Source organism: Paenibacillus kyungheensis (genome assembly GCF_028606985.1).
GTDB classification, from domain to species: domain Bacteria; phylum Bacillota; class Bacilli; order Paenibacillales; family Paenibacillaceae; genus Saccharibacillus; species Saccharibacillus kyungheensis.
Genome location: NZ_CP117416.1, coordinates 1523418 through 1542915, shown reverse-complemented (window position 1 = coordinate 1542915; position 19498 = coordinate 1523418). Strand labels below are relative to the sequence as shown.

17 protein-coding genes and 1 other annotated feature (1 of these 18 running past the window's edge) are annotated in these 19498 nt (G+C 40.2%); of the genes, 2 read left to right on the top strand and 15 right to left on the bottom strand.

Features of this window, described 5'->3' with window-relative positions; translation table 11 throughout:
• Nucleotides 1-8 precede the first annotated feature (8 nt).
• The 9 genes from PQ456_RS06745 to PQ456_RS06705 form a co-directional block, all read right to left on the bottom strand.
• Entirely contained in the window at nucleotides 9-452 is a 444-nt protein-coding gene (locus tag PQ456_RS06745) for a GNAT family N-acetyltransferase (RefSeq protein ID WP_273615441.1), read from the bottom strand.
• Nucleotides 453-552: 100 nt separating this feature from the next.
• On the bottom strand, nucleotides 553-987 hold the full coding sequence (locus PQ456_RS06740; RefSeq protein WP_273615440.1) for a hypothetical protein: 435 nt from the start codon (nucleotides 985-987) through the stop codon (nucleotides 553-555).
• A gap of 211 nt (nucleotides 988-1198) precedes the next feature.
• Entirely contained in the window at nucleotides 1199-1561 is a 363-nt protein-coding gene (locus PQ456_RS06735) for an arsenate reductase family protein (RefSeq protein ID WP_273615439.1), read from the bottom strand.
• 71 nt (nucleotides 1562-1632) lie between these two features.
• The gene (locus PQ456_RS06730) at nucleotides 1633-2544 is read right to left on the bottom strand and encodes an RluA family pseudouridine synthase (RefSeq protein WP_273616263.1); all 912 of its coding nucleotides are present in this window, start codon (nucleotides 2542-2544) and stop codon (nucleotides 1633-1635) included.
• Between the two features lie 84 nt (nucleotides 2545-2628).
• Complete coding sequence (locus PQ456_RS06725) at nucleotides 2629-3195, bottom strand: cob(I)yrinic acid a,c-diamide adenosyltransferase (protein WP_273615438.1); 567 nt, start codon at nucleotides 3193-3195, stop codon at nucleotides 2629-2631.
• A 30-nt stretch (nucleotides 3196-3225) separates the two neighbouring features.
• Nucleotides 3226-3771, bottom strand: a complete 546-nt coding sequence (locus PQ456_RS06720; protein ID WP_273615437.1) for a hypothetical protein — start codon at nucleotides 3769-3771, stop codon at nucleotides 3226-3228.
• Nucleotides 3772-3936: 165 nt separating this feature from the next.
• The gene (locus PQ456_RS06715) at nucleotides 3937-4146 is read right to left on the bottom strand and encodes an aspartyl-phosphate phosphatase Spo0E family protein (RefSeq protein WP_273616262.1); all 210 of its coding nucleotides are present in this window, start codon (nucleotides 4144-4146) and stop codon (nucleotides 3937-3939) included.
• Between the two features lie 162 nt (nucleotides 4147-4308).
• Nucleotides 4309-5511 (bottom strand): aminotransferase class I/II-fold pyridoxal phosphate-dependent enzyme, encoded by a 1203-nt coding sequence (locus PQ456_RS06710; protein WP_273615436.1) that lies wholly within the window; start codon nucleotides 5509-5511, stop codon nucleotides 4309-4311.
• Between the two features lie 90 nt (nucleotides 5512-5601).
• Entirely contained in the window at nucleotides 5602-6102 is a 501-nt protein-coding gene (locus tag PQ456_RS06705; RefSeq protein ID WP_069327277.1) for an Lrp/AsnC family transcriptional regulator, read from the bottom strand.
• 204 nt (nucleotides 6103-6306) lie between these two features.
• Here PQ456_RS06705 and PQ456_RS06700 point away from each other — a divergent pair, with 204 nt between their 5' ends.
• Nucleotides 6307-7557 (top strand): NAD(P)/FAD-dependent oxidoreductase, encoded by a 1251-nt coding sequence (locus PQ456_RS06700; RefSeq protein WP_273615435.1) that lies wholly within the window; start codon nucleotides 6307-6309, stop codon nucleotides 7555-7557.
• Nucleotides 7558-7675: 118 nt separating this feature from the next.
• Here PQ456_RS06700 and PQ456_RS06695 read toward each other — a convergent pair whose 3' ends face one another.
• The 3 genes from PQ456_RS06695 to PQ456_RS06685 form a co-directional block, all read right to left on the bottom strand.
• A complete protein-coding gene (locus PQ456_RS06695; protein WP_273615434.1) occupies nucleotides 7676-8296 on the bottom strand; it encodes a hypothetical protein in 621 nt (206 codons plus the stop codon).
• 42 nt (nucleotides 8297-8338) lie between these two features.
• Nucleotides 8339-8737 (bottom strand): DUF350 domain-containing protein, encoded by a 399-nt coding sequence (locus PQ456_RS06690; RefSeq protein WP_204825671.1) that lies wholly within the window; start codon nucleotides 8735-8737, stop codon nucleotides 8339-8341.
• A gap of 108 nt (nucleotides 8738-8845) precedes the next feature.
• Complete coding sequence (locus PQ456_RS06685) at nucleotides 8846-11218, bottom strand: endonuclease MutS2 (protein ID WP_273615432.1); 2373 nt, start codon at nucleotides 11216-11218, stop codon at nucleotides 8846-8848.
• 304 nt (nucleotides 11219-11522) lie between these two features.
• Between PQ456_RS06685 and PQ456_RS06680 the strand changes: the two genes are divergently transcribed.
• Entirely contained in the window at nucleotides 11523-11969 is a 447-nt protein-coding gene (locus PQ456_RS06680; RefSeq protein WP_273615431.1) for a cytochrome c oxidase subunit II, read from the top strand.
• Between the two features lie 91 nt (nucleotides 11970-12060).
• On the opposite strand, the gene PQ456_RS06675 is transcribed toward PQ456_RS06680, so the two are convergent.
• The 3 genes from PQ456_RS06675 to pheS form a co-directional block, all read right to left on the bottom strand.
• A complete protein-coding gene (locus tag PQ456_RS06675) occupies nucleotides 12061-15699 on the bottom strand; it encodes a cell division protein ZapA (RefSeq protein WP_273615430.1) in 3639 nt (1212 codons plus the stop codon).
• A gap of 179 nt (nucleotides 15700-15878) precedes the next feature.
• A complete protein-coding gene (gene pheT / locus PQ456_RS06670; protein ID WP_273615429.1) occupies nucleotides 15879-18320 on the bottom strand; it encodes a phenylalanine--tRNA ligase subunit beta in 2442 nt (813 codons plus the stop codon).
• 19 nt (nucleotides 18321-18339) lie between these two features.
• Complete coding sequence (gene pheS / locus PQ456_RS06665) at nucleotides 18340-19353, bottom strand: phenylalanine--tRNA ligase subunit alpha (RefSeq protein WP_204825672.1); 1014 nt, start codon at nucleotides 19351-19353, stop codon at nucleotides 18340-18342.
• 94 nt (nucleotides 19354-19447) lie between these two features.
• Nucleotides 19448-19498 (bottom strand) — a binding site (T-box leader); it runs 252 nt beyond the window's last position.

The window sequence follows — 19498 nt, the reverse complement described above, 5'->3', positions numbered from 1 at the left end:
TAATTTATTTATATCGTGCGACTCATAAAGATATCCACTTCATCTTCAGAATCAAGCTCAAATCCAAAACGTTCGTAAAGTCTTTGTGCCGGGCTACCTTGGAGTACATTGAGATGAACGACTTTACCTTGAAGATGAGGTCGAGCTAACAATTGACGCAGTGTCTGACTGCCTATGCCATGACCTTGAACATCAGGATACATATAAAAATGCTCTAAAATGTAACCCTCCTGTTCTGGCTTTAAAGCAACGCAACCTGCTATCTTTCCTTCCACTTCGATCAACCATGTATAACTCGGATCAAAAGCATTACGAAAGCGCTGACGAACCTTATGCTCATCAAATCGACCCAGACGGGTAAGATCTTCTTGCAGAACCATCGCCCGTAGTTCAGCCAATTGCTCTTTATGTATAGATGATGCTTGAACCAGCTTAAGTTGTGATTGGTACATAATCTCCATCCTTTAATCATTTATATTTATAAAAATCGCTCTATACCTGAGATGATCATGATCCATGTTCAGATATAAAGCGACTCCAATATATTATATATTATTGTTTTTTGATTTTGTACGTAAATTCCCATATAGCTTCATTACCAGAATAACGCCCTCTATTTTCGGTCACTGTGACCATTACTTTAACTGTTGAACCTTTGCTAGAGATCGAAGATACGTTTACCGTTTTGGTATTTTCGCCTTCATCGGGAATTTTATCTTCTTCTACAACATAGCCATACAATTTGATACTTCCCTTCGAATCTACACTTACATTCATACTTTTGCCTTCATTGATTGCTTTACCAGCTACTGCTGCTGCGATAGACCACTCATTGCCTACATGATCATTTGATACTAATCGTGCTTGTTCAAAAGTCACTTTGTACGTAGACGATGCGGCATATACAGGCGTAGATGCACTACTACTGAACAAAATTGCACTTCCTAACAAAAGAATCGCCGATGCTTTCGACCATACTTTATTCATACCCTTTTTCCCCCATTTTTGTAATTATAAATCACTCATATTATCGTTTCTTTTGCAGATAATGTAAATAAATAATTGTCTAGTGACTAGCTGTGTTGAATCATATAAATAGCAGTAAACATAAAAAAAGCCTTTTGTCTGGCAAATATATGCTCAGCAAAAGACTTTTGGACATACTCTTTAGGTAGATCGCTATATTATTCTTCCTACTTTACGCTTTCCATGCTTCTTCATACATCGATTCTTTGAATCCTACTGTCACTTTATCCCCATCTGTTACAATCGGACGTTTAATCAATTTACCATTTTCAGATAACAATTGTAGTTGTTCTTGAGCATCCATAGATGGTAATTTTTCTTTTAGATTCTGACTTTTATAGACTTCACCGCTGGTATTGAAAAATTTCTTCAATTCCAGTTCGCTATGTTCAACCAATTCACGTAATTGCTCTGCGGTAGGTGGAGATTCTACAATATGAATTAAGTTCAATTCATGACCTTCTGCACGTAGCCATTTGATTGCATTGCGACATGTACTGCATTGTGGGTATTGATATACTGTTAATTTACTCATTGGCTTACATTCTCCTTTAATACTGGATTAAAAAATGATTTTATTGATGTGAGAATATCCTATCTTCACCATCAAGCTTCATGTCCTCGTAATTCTGCATCCAGTATTGCTAAATCTTCAGGTAATGGTGCGTGAAAAAGCATCTCTTCACCTGTAACTGGATGTACAAAACCTAGCTCAACAGCGTGTAACGCTTGTCTGCCTGCAAGTTGATCCAATTGAGCGATAGAGCTAGAAGGGTCTATATTATTGTCTGGTCGCGCATAACCATATAACCGATCGCCAACCAATGGACAACCGATATGCTTCATATGTACCCGAATCTGATGGGTACGTCCGGTCTCTAATTCCAGTTCAATTAATGATACATCACGCTCTGGAAAAGATTCTAGCACTTGATAACGGGTAGCTGCTGGATATCCATCCGGTGTGACTACTCGCATATGAGGCTCAACTAGATCACGATCAATCGCTCCTTCGATGCGATCTTGTAATATCACCGGAATATGATGCACATAGGCATGATATCTTTTCTGGACTGTATTCTGCATCATTTGTTCTGAAATATGTTGATGTACATACGGATTTTTGGCGATAGCCAGCACACCCGATGTATCTTGATCTAATCGATGCACCGGACGGAAGCGGAACTTCTCTCCGCGCTCTTGCCAGTAATGAACTACTCCATTTGCCAGTGTATCGGTGTAATGTCCGCTCGTAGGATGCACGATAATGCCTGCTTGTTTGTTAACGATCAATAGATGCTGATCTTCATAGATCACATCGATCTGCTGGGCTTGTGGCAAAATATCATCGGATTGTTCTCGCTCCATCCGAATCTCTAATAGATCGCCTGCTTGCACTTTGACGCTTACATACACATGTTGACCGTTCAGCATTACCCCTTGCTCTGTCATTTTAAGACGTGAAAGCAATTTGCGTGAAATGCCCATCCGGCGTTGCATAATATTTTTGAGAATCATACCTTCATCTTGCGATTGGATCGTATACAATATTGGTTCGTAATAATCGTTAGTATCGTTTTTAGCATTAATCACAATAGTCCCTCAATCACGTCGAAATACTTTTTGACTACGAATATATTCAATATCTGTGATACCTGAACGCACATTCGCTGTACGCGCAATCACAAAAAAATAATCTGAAAGTCGATTTAAGTATTTACGCACATTTATATTAATATCTGTTATTGCACCCAGTGTTACCACTCTTCGTTCAGCGCGACGACATACCGTACGACAGACATGTAGTGAAGCGGCTAACGGATGACCTCCTGGTAAAATAAACCGTTCTATTGGTGGATTTTCTGTCTCATACTGGTCAATCCATTGTTCCAATTGAACCGCTAATTCAGCATGAACTTTATACTTACTTTCATCTAATTCAACAAAGGCTAGGTCTGCTCCACAATCGAATAATTCATGTTGTATCGCCAACAATTGCTCCTGAATATCTGCAAAGTGTTCACTATCCGCTATTGCCAACGCTTGGCCGACAAAGCTATTTAGCTCATCAATCGTGCCGTATGCTTCAACGCGAGCATCGTCTTTGCTGACCCGACCTCCGATCACAGAAGTCTGCCCTTCATCACCTGTACGTGTATAAATATTCATTTGTCCCTCCACATGGATGATAGAACGATATTATTCTGTCATCGCTTTTAAGATTTTGAGCGATTTATTATAATCTGCAAACACAGGAATGGTAGCATACAGATTGTCCGGCGTATATTTGATTTGTTTGAAGATACTCATTTGATCGACAGGAATCGAGAATAGATGCTTTTCTTGTTTATCTACATCTTCTGCGGATGCACTACCCATCGTTACACCGCGAGCATACGTTTTGGAATCAAAATCTTTATCCAACACCATATGACCCCCATTAATCGAATAAGATTTCATATCATTTTCTGGCAAAATAATAATATCATCTTGTCGATCGACATATTCTAATGTTAACTTTTCAGCGGAATAAATCGGTGTTGTATTGACTGTTATTTTCATTGTACTGCCAAGCTTGGTCTGCAAATCTTGTTTGACCTGATCTGCTAATTCTTGTGAAAATCCTTCACTACCCATAATAAAAACAGTCACTTGATTAGGATCTTTCGGTTGATCCCCACCACAAGCTGTCAAAACGAATACCATACTCATGCTTAGTAGTAATCCTTTTATCCACAATTTCACCCAACGTTCCTCCTTCAATTCACTATATCCCATCATACCACAGCTATTTGACGTAAAAAAAGAAGCTCCTTTTTGAGGACCCTCTGTTGATTTCAGGCTATAAATGTTACATCGTATCCACTATAACAAGATCGATCATACCTCAACATTCTGTTTTGATCTGAGTTACGAATGTTTTTGATGAGAGCGCATATATTCGTTAATTTTGAGGTCAAGCAACATGCTGATTTCAATAACAACTTCTGATGTAAAAGATTGCTCTTCCAAAAATAACTGTTCCATACGCATACGAAGCAAATAAATTTCATCCTCTAGGGAAAGTATCTGTGAAGACTTCTCTGAGGACGTAGACCATACTCCATTACTCTCTGCAATGTTATGTCCACGATATCCCGGCAAATTATATTCAGCGCAATACAAATAATCCCCTCCCTTGAGTCATGATTTCCTGCTTCCAAAGACCCATTATATCACAGGATCATGTAAATGAAAGCAGGAAAATTGTTAATTCAAGGAAAAAAGAAGATTATGTGACAATTATTTTATTTTAGCTACGAATGAACCTATTCTTTCCAATGCTTCACTTAATTGTGCGACAGATGTAGCATACGAACAACGGATAAATCCTTCGCCACCTAACCCGAATACACTACCCGGAACAGCCGCGACTTTTCCTTCCACTAGAAGCTGTTGAGCAAACTCTTCAGAAGTCAGCCCTGTATTCTGAATACTTGGAAAAGCATAAAAAGCGCCTTGAGGTTCATGACATTCCAGACCAATACTGCGGAATCCATCGACAATCAGACGACGGCGGCGATTATAGGACTCTACCATCTTATCTTTTTCACCTAATCCATTGGTCAATGCTTCTAAAGCGGCTACTTGACCCATTACAGGAGCACACATAACTGTGTATTGGTGAATTTTGAGCATCGCAGAAATGAGATCACGATGACCACAAGCATACCCCATACGCCAGCCTGTCATCGCAAACGCTTTGGAAAATCCACTGACCAAAATAGTCCGTTCTTGCATACCCGGAACCGATGCGAAGCTGACGTGCTTCGTACCATATGTTAATTCTGCATAAATTTCATCAGAAATCACGATAAGATCATGCTTTTCGACCACTTTAGCAATCGGCAACCAATCTTCATACGTCATAATTGCCCCTGTGGGATTACTTGGATAACAAAGGATCAAAATTTTGGAACGTGGAGTAATCTGTGCTTCTAACGCTTCTGCCGTTAATTTAAAATTGTCTTTGGCAAAAGTCTCAATACCGACAGGGATTCCTCCACCAATAGCTGTAATCGGTGAATAAGAGATATAACAAGGTTCAGGGATCAAAATCTCATCTCCCGGTGTGATCAGCGCACGCAAAGCTAAATCGATCGCTTCGCTACCTCCGACGGTCACCAGAATCTCATCTTTCGGATCATAGGCAGTTTTGAATTCATTGTCCAAATAACCTGAAATTGCTTCACGAAGTTCAGGCATACCGGCATTAGAAGTATAACGTGTATATCCACGCTCTAATGAATAGACACAAGCTTCACGTACATGCCATGGTGTAATAAAATCGGGTTCTCCTACACCTAGCGTAATAATATCTTTGCTTGCGCTCACCAGATCAAAAAACTTACGAATACCCGAAGGCTTAATATCTTGAACTAATGGTGAAAGGTACGAAGTCATCGACTTGGATGATCCGGTCTGTTGTTCATTATTGACAATCATAGCAATCCTCTTCCTTCAGCGCTGTATTCCGTAAGCGCGATTTCTTCTGCTTATATCAAAAAGAGTTGTATATCACAACGAATATTCATGTTATGGAGAAATAATCAAGCGACGGTCATCTTCGTGTTCTTCAAAGATAATGCCATCTTGCTTGTATTTTTTAAGGATAAAGTGAGTTTTGGTAGACAATACCGATTCAATAGGAGATAAACGATCTGAAACGAAGCTTGCTACTTCTTTCAAATTGGTGCCTTCTACTTCAACCAGAAGATCATAAGCACCAGACATCAAATAAACAGATTTTACTTGTGGATACAAATAAATGCGTTCTGCAATACCTTCAAATCCTCTGCCACGTTCCGGTGTAATCTGTACTTCAATTAATGCTGTGACTTTCTCGTCATCGACTTTACTCCAGTTCACTACAGATGTGTACTTCACGATCACATGCTCATCTTCCAATTCACGAATCGCTTGAGTTACTTCTGCTTCATCAACACCTAATAATGTAGAAAGAAGTTGTGGTGTGCGTCTTGCATCTTCTTTTAACAAATCTAATATTTGTAATTTAAGGTCGCTCAATTCTTTCATAATGTAATAGCCTCCAAGTGCGCAAGATTAATCATAAGTATGACATGAATCGCCCATTTCTGCCAACCCTCTGATTGAATCATTGTCTGTCAAACGATTATCTGAATGAACTGCTTCAAGAGGACAGCAATCAGGTTACTTAATGTTATTACTTAGACAGTCAGCACCGGTAGCCTATTATTATACCTTGAGGAGCGAAATATTATGGATTTGCACACTAACCGTACAGCATGGGACAAAACACTATCTGAATCCGAGACACCGAAATACCAATCATTACAAGAAAATATTGCCTGTGATGTACTTATTATTGGTGGCGGAATGGGCGGAGCTTTGTCTGCGCGCGAACTTGCACATCGAGGCATCAATGTAGTGCTTGTAGAAAAATCAAAAATCGGTCAAGGTAGCTCTGTCGCTAATACCGGTTTACTTCAATATACTAACGATAAAATGATGACTTCTTGCATCAATACATTTGGCGAACAAAATGGTGTATTGTTTTACCGCCTTTGCCAGCAAGCGATGGAGTATCTAATCGACATTGCTCCAACATTACCGATTGATGCTCAGTTGATTCCACGTAGTAGTCTATATTATGCAAGTAATCCAGAAGACGTACCTGCTTTGAAAGAAGAATATGACAATCTCAAACGTTTTGGATTTGAAGCTGAATATTGGGATGCAGAAGAAATAGCCAAACGTTTTTCTTTTGAAAAAGCGGGTGGATTGTATACGCATGGCGATGCTGAAGTGAACCCTTATCGCTTTATTCATGCATTGATGGCTGATGCAATGAATCATGGTGCACAATTATATGAAGGTGTAGAAATCACAAGTCATGTGGCTGATGATACAGGCGTTACCTGTTATGCAGGTAATATCGAGATTCGTGCACGTACTGTAATCTATGCTACAGGTTATGCAACTCAAGAAATGAAAAAAGAACGTGGCGCATTTCTAGAAACGACGTATGCGATTATGACGAACCCTGTAGAAAGTTGGGATGGTTGGCATGAGCAAAGTATGGTCTGGGAAACGACACGTCCATACCTGTATATGAGAACAACTGCGGACAACCGAATCGTTGTAGGCGGCTTGGATGAGCCATTTACAGATCCGGAATGGCGTGATGTTCGTATGGTGAAGCAATCCCAAAAGTTGCTAGAAGAAGTACAGACACTATTTCCAAATGTAGGTGAATTGTCGATCGATTATGCATGGGCAGCGGTATTCGGTTCTAGCCGTGATGGATTGCCTTATATCGGTGGACATCCTGATTATCCTCATAGTTATTTTGTTGAAGGATATGGTGGGAATGGAACAGTCTATAGCGCTATTGCAGCTCAATTGCTAGCAGATACGATTACTGGAATCGAGCGTCCTGAATTAGAACTGTTTGGATTGACTCGTACAACCAAGCCTTCCCCTGCAACAGTTGACGATATTGTGGTGTAATTCTACAGTAACCGATTTATTGCATAATCATACCATCCTATATCACACAGCAAAAAGCTCTTATGCTCACCTATTATCAGGTAGAGAATAAGAGCTTTTTATTTATTGTTCGATATGCTTATTGTTCGTTTAAATTAGTAATCTTGTCGATAATCGCTACACGCTCATCTTCACATAGACTTTGATGCACATGGAAGCAACTTGGACATACATATACATTCACTTTAAATGTAGATGGTAAAATCGCTACATTTTTAGCTGTTGCAGGCAAAGGGGTAAATCCAGCTCCACCCATTGCTTGCGTACCTGCAAGCAACATATATTCCTGACAATGTGGACATTGCGGAATCTCTTCTTGCTGATCCAGCAATTGCTCTACATTTTCTTCATACTGCACCATGTTGAAATTCTCATCACCATATTGCTCAATCGTTTTGAGTGAAGATAGACTCGGTTGTGTAAATAGTTCTGCATCGTTCAACAGACTGGTTGCTCGGGAAGCAAAAGATTGTTGCTCTTCTTCAGGTTGAGCTACAGGTGCTACAGGAGCTCTACGAACTTCAGCAGGTGGCTTCTGTCCGCCTTCCACATATTCCTCATCTTCGTCTTCATCTAAAGCAATATTAAGCGTACGATAACCATTTAATTCATTATGACAGTGCGGGCACAATTCTTCCGGTCCAAATTCGGGGTCCCATACAATCTCACTATCACACCAAGGACATATTGTTGTATCCATGTTGTAATTCCTCTCATCACTCATATTTCAGTTCAATCTTGATTATAAAATAGTTGCCCCTATCACGTACGATAAGGAGATCGATATAATCATGGAGATCAAACCTACAGCTTTGTTATCTGCTGCAATTTCTTCGTCAATTTTAAAAACAGGTGTCAAAAATTCAAATATAAAATAAGCAGCGAGAAGTAAAACAAAACCGATAACCGACCAGCCGAGACTTTCATATACCGTACTATGCGCTTCGATCGAAAACCGCATAATATTACAAATCCCGAAAATCTTACCGCCTGTTGCCATCGCTACCGCTACATTACCTCGTCTTATTTCGTCCCAGCATTTATATTTGGCTACCATTTCGAAACACCATAGAAATACGATAAGCTGTAGTACAGCTACCGAGAAAAAACCGATCATCATCCCGACCGGATGTGCAAGCATCGGATCAATATAATCTTTCACGCCACTTCATAGCTCCTTCCGGTACTGAAATCATCTACAGACATTTCTATTCATTACGCATGAACACTGTAATGGTTTCAAGCCGGATTATTTCAGTACAGCTACAGTAACGCCATTGCCGCCTTCATTGTATTCACCGGTACGGAAACTTTTAACATGCTTATGACGACGCAAGAAATCTTGAATCCCTGTTCTTAGCACACCGGTACCTTTACCATGAATAATATAAATCTGCCCCAGGTTCGCTAAAAAAGCTTCATCAAGAAAACGATCCACTTCCATTAATCCTTCTTCTACATTAGCACCACGTAGATCAAGTTCAGAGCGCATATTGTCTTCGCGTGAACGTTTGATCGTTGTTGCTTTCTTCTGTGGCTGTGCGTTGATCGTAGCGGCTGACTGTACTAATTCTAGATCACTTAACGCTACTTTCATTTTCAAAATACCCATCTGTACGACAGCTTCTTTGGTTCCCGATAATTCTACGATATGCCCACGTTGATTCAGACTATACACCATTACATCATCACCAGGGCCAAGTGGTTTGACTTTTTTGGACTCGGTAGAAGAAGCAGATTTCTTCTTCGCACGCTGCCCTGGTGTAGCATCATCCAATTGTTTGCGAGCTGCAATCAGCTTGTGATCTTTTACAGAAGCGCCTTCTTCTTGCGCAAGCTGGCGTAATGAACGAATCACTTCATCGGCTTCTTTACGCGCTTTTTCGATAATCTCACGTGCTTCTTCGTCCGCTTTTTCCAGACGTTTATCCCGTTGTTCTTCTAATCTAGCAAGATCACGTTCATAACGACCACGTAATTTCTCCATATCAGAACGCAATGTAGCTGCCGTATTACGATCTTCTTCTGCACTTAGACGATTACTTTCTAGGGAAGCGATCATATTTTCAACACGTTGATCTTCTTCTCCAACTTCGCCACGCGCAACATCAAGAATCTTTTCAGATAGTCCCAAGCGTGAAGCGATAGCGAATGCATTACTACGTCCCGGTACACCTATTAGCAAGCGATACGTAGGGCTTAAAGTATTCACATCAAACTCCATACTGGCATTGATCACGCCTTTACGATCATAAGCATAAGCTTTCAGTTCGCTAAAGTGAGTCGTTGCAATCATTCGACAACCTTGTGAATGAATATGCTCCAGAATCGCAATCGCTAACGCTGAACCTTCTGCCGGATCAGTTCCTGCTCCTAATTCATCAAACAACACCAGACTTTTTGGCGTCATTTGCTCTAAAATCGAGATAATATTGGTCATATGACTTGAAAATGTACTTAAATTCTGTTCGATACTTTGCTCATCACCAATATCCGCATAGATCGCATCAAATACACATAATTGACTGCCTTCATCAGCCGGAATAAATAATCCTGACATCGCCATCAGACTCAGTAATCCAACTGTTTTCAGTGTAACGGTTTTACCACCGGTATTCGGACCGGTCACAATAATGCTGGTATGCTCATTGCCGAGTTCAAGATCAGTTGGCACTACATGAGCAAGTGGAATCAATGGATGACGCGCTTTTTTCAATTTCAAAAATCCACGATCATTCATCTTCGGCATTGTTGCGTCCATCGAGCGAGCTAATTTGGCTTTGGCAAAAATAAAATCAAGGTCTGCCAGAATATCAATATCATAATTCAGCAATTCGACTTGATCCGAGACTTGAGCTGTTAGCTTCTGCAAAATCACTTCAATCTCGCGTTCTTCACGTAGCTTGGCTTCACGTAACTTGTTGTTCATCGCTACAATCGCTTCTGGCTCAATAAATAGTGTCGCACCTGAACCGGACTGATCATGAACAATACCACCGAAGTGAGCACGGTATTCTGCTTTGACCGGAATTACAAAGCGATCACCACGAATCGTTACTAATTGATCTTGTAACATTTTGGCTACACTTTGAGAACGGATCATACTGTCCAGCTTCTCGCGGATACGTACTTCACCTGAACGTAGTTCACGACGTACTGCTGCAAGTTCCGGGCTTGCTGAATCCATCACATGAGCAGAGTCATCAATACAAGCACGAATCGCTTTTTCCAGTGGACGTTGATCAGAGATCAGTTCGACCAGATCAGCTAGCATCGGTACAGGATTTTCTTCATGTACCATCTCGACATGACGACGTGCACGTCTACCGCCCATAATCGTATTTGCAATACCCAATAGTTCACTTGGATTCAATGTACCACCAATACGTGCACGACTCACGGCTGCACTGATATCAACAATCCCACCAAAAGGCGGGGTTCCTTTAAGACGATCAACCAATGTCGCTTCATCTGTTGTTTGAAGTAACTTTTTGACATGCTCCAAATCGGTATCCGGTTGCAAAGCAAGCGCTGCGCGTTTACCGATAGAAGTAGCTGCATGTGAAGATAATGTATTCAAAATTTGACCATACTGCATGGTATGGAATATTTTTTCGTTCAACGTAATGACACTCCTCTAACTAACAAATTCCTTTATAATATAATGCACTACTTCTTATTATACATCTAGACCAAATATTCACAAAATACTTGTAGGACAAATAATAAATAATGGGTATATGATCAAAAACTAACTGATCTCAATTGCTTTCTAAATGATTACTTAATGATTCGTATTTCTTTTTTTCGCCATATTTTATTTTAAATTTGATGATACCGGTTACTCTTTATGTAGAACAGAGTTATACTATTTATGAATATTGGCAATGATCATTATTATATATCACTATAGGAGGAATCAATGCATGTATACCCCATCTCAACCGAATACCAAAGTAAATACGTATAAAAAAACGCTGATTATCGTTAGTATGATGATCGCAGTCATGGTTCTTTTATCTGCTTGTGGTCAAAAAAATGAATCTGCTACCAATCAACCTCAAGGTGGTGTTACCGAGACAGGTGTTGCACCTGCTGATGGCACAGAACAATTGATGATTAAAGCAACCAATTATGCATTTGATCAAAAAGAATATCATGTCAAAAAAGGACAACCGGTACAGATCGTATTTGAAAGTGTACAAGGTAATCATGGTGTGATGATTCCAGCGCTTAATGTCGATCTGGATTCACAAAATACAACAGCAACCGTTACTCCACAAGAAGCAGGTCAATTTGATATTGCTTGCTCTATCATGTGTGGTTCCGGTCATAGTACAATGGTTGCGAAATTAATCGTAGACGAAGCGTAATCGCTTATAGCTATTAAATATTATTAAAAAATCCCTTTCTGTTTCACTACAGCTAATATATGTAGTGATAAGCAGAAAGGGATTTTGATATCTAATTCTGGTCCTGCTCGATTAATTCCATCCACTCATTGTATTCAATTTCCAGACGATGATGCTGTTCTCGCAATTGTTCTAACTCACCTATAATACGTTCTTTCTCTTCACGCTGATCTTGCAGTTCGATATGAACCAATCGTAATTGGTGGGAAGACACTTCGTATTGCTGCAATATTTCTTGCATTTCTTCTGACTTCTGTGTTTCTACTGTAGCCAGTTGATCTTGTTGCTCACGCCATTCACGTTCTTGTTGCTCTAAACGCTCAATATGCTGTGCTTGTTCTTGTTGTAATTGCTCGGTTGCTTGAATACGTTGTTGCCATTCATTTAATTCTTGACGCAACTGATGGCTTTGCTGTTCTAAGCGTCCGATTTCTTCCAGATACCCTTCTTCATTACGACTCACTGTGCGATAATCTTCTTCCAGTTGAGTATACCGATCATTCCATTGATCGATATTATGATTCGCTTCTTGCAAAATCTGCTCTTGTTGACCTAACTTATCTTGTAACGAAAGCAACTCTTGATTCAATGTAGCTACCTGAGCTTGTGCATCTTGATGATATTGCTGTTCTTGTGACCATTGAGCTTGTAACGTATGCAATTCATCTTCTTGTTCACTAGAACGTTCACGCCACATTTCCATTTCTTCCTGAATCGCTGATTTTTGCTGTTGCAGTTCATTTAACTGATCGATACGTTCAGACTGTAACTCTTCTAGATCTTGGTATTGATATTCTAATGTCTGACGTTGTTCTTCGATAACACGAAGCTGTTCTTCGAGTACTTGGCGTTCTGCTTGAGCATCTGTCCACCTGGCTTGCAGACGATTCACTTCATCCTCTTGTTGAGTTGACAATTCACGCCATGTCTCGGCTTCTTCGGTTGTAGTAATCATCTGTTGCTGTACATCTTCCAATTGTTGTTGAAGAGATGACTGCTCTTTTTCCAGTTGATGACGTTGTTCTTCCAGTGTCTGCAACTGTTGTTCTAATTGCCCAACCTGCTCACTCATTTGAGACAATTGAGCTTGCGCCTGTTCTACTTCTTGCTCTTGCTGGCTAGAAAGTTCGCGCCATGTCTCAGCTTCTTCTTGCGTATTGGCTAATTCTTGCTGCGCCTGATGAAGTTGTTGATTTAAAATAATCTGTTGTTCTTCTAATTGTACTCTCTGCTGATCTACTGTCTGCGCTTGTTGTTGCGTATCTAGTAATTGAGCTTGAATCCGCTCGACCTCTTGTTCCTGCTGTCCTGACAGCTCACGCCATGTCTCTGCGTCTTCTTGTGTTACAGTTAATGTTTCTTGAAGCTCTACTAATTGTTGCTGTAACTCCAACTGTTCTGTTTCCAGTACATGTACTTGATTTTCCAGATCATTACGCTCGCTCTGGATACTATTCGACTGTTGTTGTAAAGCCGTATATTGTTCTTGCACCTGAGCAAGTTCAGCTTGAATTTGAGATACTTCTTGTTCTTGTTGTGTGGATAATTCACGCCATGTTCCGGCTTCTTCTTGTGTTACGGTTAATGTTTCTTGAAGTTCTACCAATTGTTGCTGTAGCTCCAACTGTTCTGTTTCCAGTACATGTACTTGATTTTCCAGATCATTACGCTCGCTCTGGATACTATTCGACTGTTGTTGCAAAGCCGTATATTGTTCTTGCACTTGAGCAAGTTCAGCTTGAATTTGTGACACTTCTTGTTCTTGTTGTGTGGATAATTCACGCCATGTTCCAGCTTCTTCTTGCGTTACGGTTAATGCTTCTTGAAGTTCTACCAATTGTTGCTGTAACTCCAACTGTTCTGTTTCCAGTACATGGACTTGATTTTCCAGATCATTACGCTCGCTCTGGATACTGTTTGATTGTTGTTGCAAAGCCGTATATTGTTCTTGCACTTGAGCAAGTTCAGCTTGAATTTGAGATACTTCTTGTTCTTGTTGTGTGGATAATTCACGCCATGTTCCAGCTTCTTCTTGTGTTGCTGTGAATGATTCTTGAAGTGTACTTAGCTGTTGATTCAGATCATGTTGTTGCTCTTGTAGCTGTTGTGCTTGCGTCTGTACAGATTCATGCTCGGTCTGTAACTGTTCACTGGTTGCTTGTAATGATTCATACTCTGCTTGCACTGTAGCATATTGTTGTTGTAGAGACGTATATTGTTGCTGTTGCTGTGCAAGTTCGGACTGAGCTGTCTGTAATTCCTGTTCTTGTTGATCAGATAATTCATGCCACGTGTCTACTTCTTCTTTGAGCGTAGCGTTTTCTTGACGTAGTTCAGTTAATTGTTGGTCCAGTTCTGACTTTTGTTCTTCCAATTCGTTAAGCTGTTCTTCTATCGCTACACGCTGTTCTTCCAATACAACTTGTTGCTCTTGAGCTTGTGACCATTCACCTTGAATACGAGCCACTTCTTGTTCTTGTTGACCGGATAATTCACGCCATGTTTCTAATCTTTGTTTGGTAGCGGATACTTCGTTTTTAGCATCTGCTAATTGTTGTTGCAAAATAGACATTTGTTCTTTGGTTGCAGATGCTTGCTCTTCCAACGTTTGACGTTGCTCTTGAGCTTGTGTTAATTCGACCTGCACTTTTTGTACTTCTTGCTCTTGTTGCTGTGCTAATTCATACCAACGATTGGATTCTTCTTTGGATTCTGCTATCTCTTGCTGAGCAGTATCGAATTGTGCTTGTACTGCTGTCAATTGTTGTTGAGATTCGCTTAATTGCTGTTCTAATTGTTGTTGTTCTGCTTGTACATTTGTTAAATGAACTTGTACTGTCTGCAACTCCTGCTCTTGCTGTACAGACAATTCGCGCCATGTCTCGGATTCTTCTTGCGCTTCTGCTATTTTTTTGGTGAGCTGATCATGTTGTTCTTGTAATCCTTGTAACTCTGTCAGTGTACGTTTGTTATTTTCCTCCAGTTCGGCATGATCCTGTTGCACACGATCATGTTGTTGTTGTAACAGTTGCAACTGCTCTTCTAACTCCATTACTCGCAAACTGGACACTTCTTCATTTTCAGTTAAAAGATTAATCTCACTGCGTAAATTTTCTGTCGTTTGTTGCAGATTTTGTTCCAGTTCTACATTGGATTTCAAAGCTTTTTGAAGAGCTTCTTCAGCAATTTTCCATTTGTGCTGTATTTGTTCGTTATTTAATTTGTGTTCTTGATTTTGCTGTTGTAATTGTTTGTTTTGACCTTCCGCAGAAGTTAACTTTTGCTGAGTCTGTGTTAATTGAGCAGATGTTTCTTTCACATTTTTTTGTAATTGTTCATTGGTCGTCGTTTGTTGTTGATTGTCCTGTTGTAATTTCTGAATCAATTCTTGTTGTTGAGCTTTTACACTTTGCAATTGTTCTAGCTCTGTATTTAAGCGCTCTTGCTCTGCGATCGCTTTATCAAATTCAGACTGATTGATCTGGGCATTAATCGATTCTTCCGCCATGTGTACAGCTGCTAATACAGCTAATTTAGCTTTATCTAAATGAGAATGAGCTTGCGATATATCGTTCATATGCTCGTCTACATAACGAGCAATTTGTCTCATATAATCGGCACTCGTGCCAACTAATTTATAAGTTGTTCCATAAATATCCACGTTTACTCGAATACGTTCGGGTGTCGTCACAATCGTGCCCTCCTTTACTTCTTCTGTTTATTCTAGTTGGATGTAGACAAAAAAGCCACATCGATTGTTATTCGATGCGACTCTTGTCAATTCCTGCTATCATCCCTAACAAACATGATTCTTTATTTCCGAGTCATTTGGATAGGGAATCTACGCAGTATAAAGATTGGACAAAATGATTACTTACGCAGTTCTGCACCAAATTGTTCAGACAATACCGTTAAGACTTGATCATGCACAGTGGTTACTTCTTCGTCTGTTAACGTATGCTCTGCATGACGATATACGATAGCTATCGCTACACTCTTCTTACCTTCGCCTACACGATCACCTGTGTATACGTCAAATACTTGTACGGTTTCTAACAATTCTTTCGCTGTCAGGCGAATAGAAGCTAATAATTCTCCTGCCGCTACGTCTTCGTTGATCACAACAGCGATATCGCGTTGTACAGAAGGGTAACGTGGCAATTCGCTGTATACGATTTTCTCATCAGCTTCTTCATATAATGGAGCCAATTGAATCTCTGCTACATACGTATCTTCAAGATCAGACTCACGTTGAATATCAGGATGAATCTGTCCGATTACACCGATCCATTTTTGCTGACTGCCTACTTGCAAGTATACAGATGCAGAACGTCCTGGATGGAATCCTTGTGGTTGATCTGCTTTGTATGTGATCAACGATTGCAATCCTAGATATTGTAGCAAGCTTTCTAAAGCACCTTTGAGATCGAAGAAATCGACACGTTCATTGCCTGTATTCCATTGCGCTTGTTGACGTCTGCCTGTAAGCAATAGTCCAAGTAAAGGAACCTCTGTCGGTTGACGAGTCAATTCTTGCTCAGAGCTGAAGAATGCACTACCGATTTCGAATAAAGCTAGATTTTCTTGTTTACGATTACGGTTAAATGAAGCTGTCTCTAACAATTGCGGAATCAATGTGCTACGTAACACACTACGATCTTCACTCATTGGCATCGCTAGTGCGACTTGTTGCTGTTCTCCACGCAATTGCGGGAACAGATCATTTTTCGCTGGATGGGTAAATGAATACGTAATTGCTTCTTGATATCCACCATGCGTTAACAAATGACGAATCGTACGACGCAAGCGTTGAGATTTGGTTAATGCTCCTGGTGTTGTTGTACCTTCAATAGAAGTCGTAGGGATATTATCATATCCATATAGACGAGCCACTTCTTCAATCAAATCAACATCGCGTACGATATCACCACGACGAGTAGGAACACGAACTTCTAATAAATCTTGTGCTACATCACCGCAAGGAAATTGCAAACGAGCAAAAATCGTTTTGATTTCAAGTAAAGATAACTCTGTACCTAAATAACGATTTAATTTACTTAAAGACAATTGCAATGTTTTCTCTTCTGCAACTTGTACCACTTCTTCTACGATACCTTCATGAATTAATCCATGAGCATAACGAACGATCAATTCAGCCGCACGATTTAGTGCAGGCACCACAGCAGAAGGATCAACTTCTTTTTCAAAACGTTGACTTGCTTCTGAACGAAGCCCTAAGCGACGTGATGTTTTGCGAATCGTTCCACCATCGAACTTGGCAGATTCTAATAAAATGTTAACCGTAGATGCAGTGACTTCAGTGTCAGCACCACCCATAACGCCAGCAAGCCCTACAGGTTGTCCACCGCTTGTAATCAGCAACATACGATCGTCTAACTTACGTTCTTGATCGTCTAGTGTAGTAAGTACTTCACCTTCACGTGCCATACGCACTTCGATAGCACCTTGATTTAATTTGTCAGCATCATAAGCATGAAGTGGTTGTCCGTATTCCAACATTACAAAGTTGGTAATATCTACAATATTACTAATCGGGCGAATACCTGCTGCAATCAGACGATTTTGCAACCACAATGGAGAAGTACCTACTGTAATCCCGCTAATATAACGAGCAGAAAAGTGACTACATTGTTCGGTTGCTTCAATATTCACTGAAATATGATCTGCTGCTGCATCTCCAGCTTCAACAAAATTCAGTTCAGGCAATGTCACATCACGACCTAAAATAGCACCAACTTCATAAGCCGCTCCTAACATACTCAAGCAATCTGAACGGTTCGGAGTCAGATCGAAATCTAAAATTGCATCATCTAAGCCAAGCAATTGTACAATCGGTGTACCGATTTCTGTGTTCTCAGGTAACACCAAAATACCTTCTTGTTGATCTTTAGGTAACAATTTATCGTTAATGCCTAGTTCTTTCGCAGAACAGATCATTCCTTGAGATAATACGCCACGTAATTTGGCTTTTTTAATATCCATACCGCCTGGTAATTTGGCACCAACAAGTGCTACAGGAACTTTTTGCCCGGCATCGATATTTTTAGCGCCACATACGATCTGTAAATCTTCACCTTGTCCGGCATCAATCACACATACATTTAACTTGTCTGCATCAGGATGCTTTTCTTTGCTTTTCACATAACCAACAACAACATTGGTAATCCCTTGATTACGATATTCGACGCTGTCGATTTCGATTCCTGAACGTGTAATGCGCTCAGCTAGTTCTTCTGGAGTGACTTGATCCAAAGAAACATATTGAGACAGCCATTGTGTAGATACTTTCACTGCTATTCACTCCTTTATATTAGATACGTGAGAATTGTTTGAGGAAACGCATATCATTGCTGTAGAAATGACGAATATCATCAATACCGTATTTCAAAATCGCTATCCGTTCTACGCCGATACCGAATGCAAATCCACTATATACTTCAGGGTCAAAACCGCCCATTTCTAACACTTTAGGATGAACCATACCGCAACCTAATACTTCGATCCAGATACGCTCACCGTTCTTTTTCACAAACGTAACGTCTACTTCTACGCTAGGCTCTGTGAAAGGGAAAAAGCTTGGACGCAAACGAATCTCTGTCGATTCACCGAACATTTCACGCGCAAATTGAAGCAATGTTCCTTTCAAATCACTCATGCGAATTCCTTTATCGATCACCAAACCTTCGATTTGGAAAAATTGGAAAGAGTGAGTCGCATCGTCATCATCACGACGGTATACAGCACCCGGACAAATAACTTTCAAAGGAGCTTTTCCTTTTGCTGCTTCCATCGCACGAATCTGTACAGGAGAAGTATGCGTACGCATCAACAAATCTTCTGTTAAATAGAACGAATCTTGCATATCACGAGCAGGATGATTTTTAGGCAAATTCAATGCTTCAAAGTTATAATGATCACTTTCAGCTTGAGGGCCTTCTGCTACGCTGTATCCCATACCTAAGAAAATATCTTCCATTTGTTCGATTACTTTGTTGATCGGATGAATACCACCTTGTGGCAATCCACGACCTGGCAAGGTTACATCGATTTTTTCAGCTGCTAGACGTTCATTCGTTTCAGCACGTACAAATTCTTCTTGCTTGCGATTAATAACTTCTTCAATCGCTTCACGCACTTCATTGGCAACTTGACCAACAACTGGACGTTCTTCAGCGCTAAGCTTACCCATACCACGCAATACTTCAGTTAAAGCTCCTTTTTTACCAGAGTATTTAACACGTAGATCAGCTAGCTCTTTCGGTGTGGCTACTTTTTCTAATACTTCCAGTGCTTCTGATTTCAAAGCAAGCAAATGTTCTTGCATTTGGACGATTTCGCTCATCGTTGTTAAGCCCCTTTCTTCCTATCCCGCAGTGTGTGAACTTTATCAAAACAACAAAAAAAGGCCTTCTCTCCCCTTAAGGGACGAAAAGACCGTGGTACCACCCTTGTTAGAAATTTATAATCTG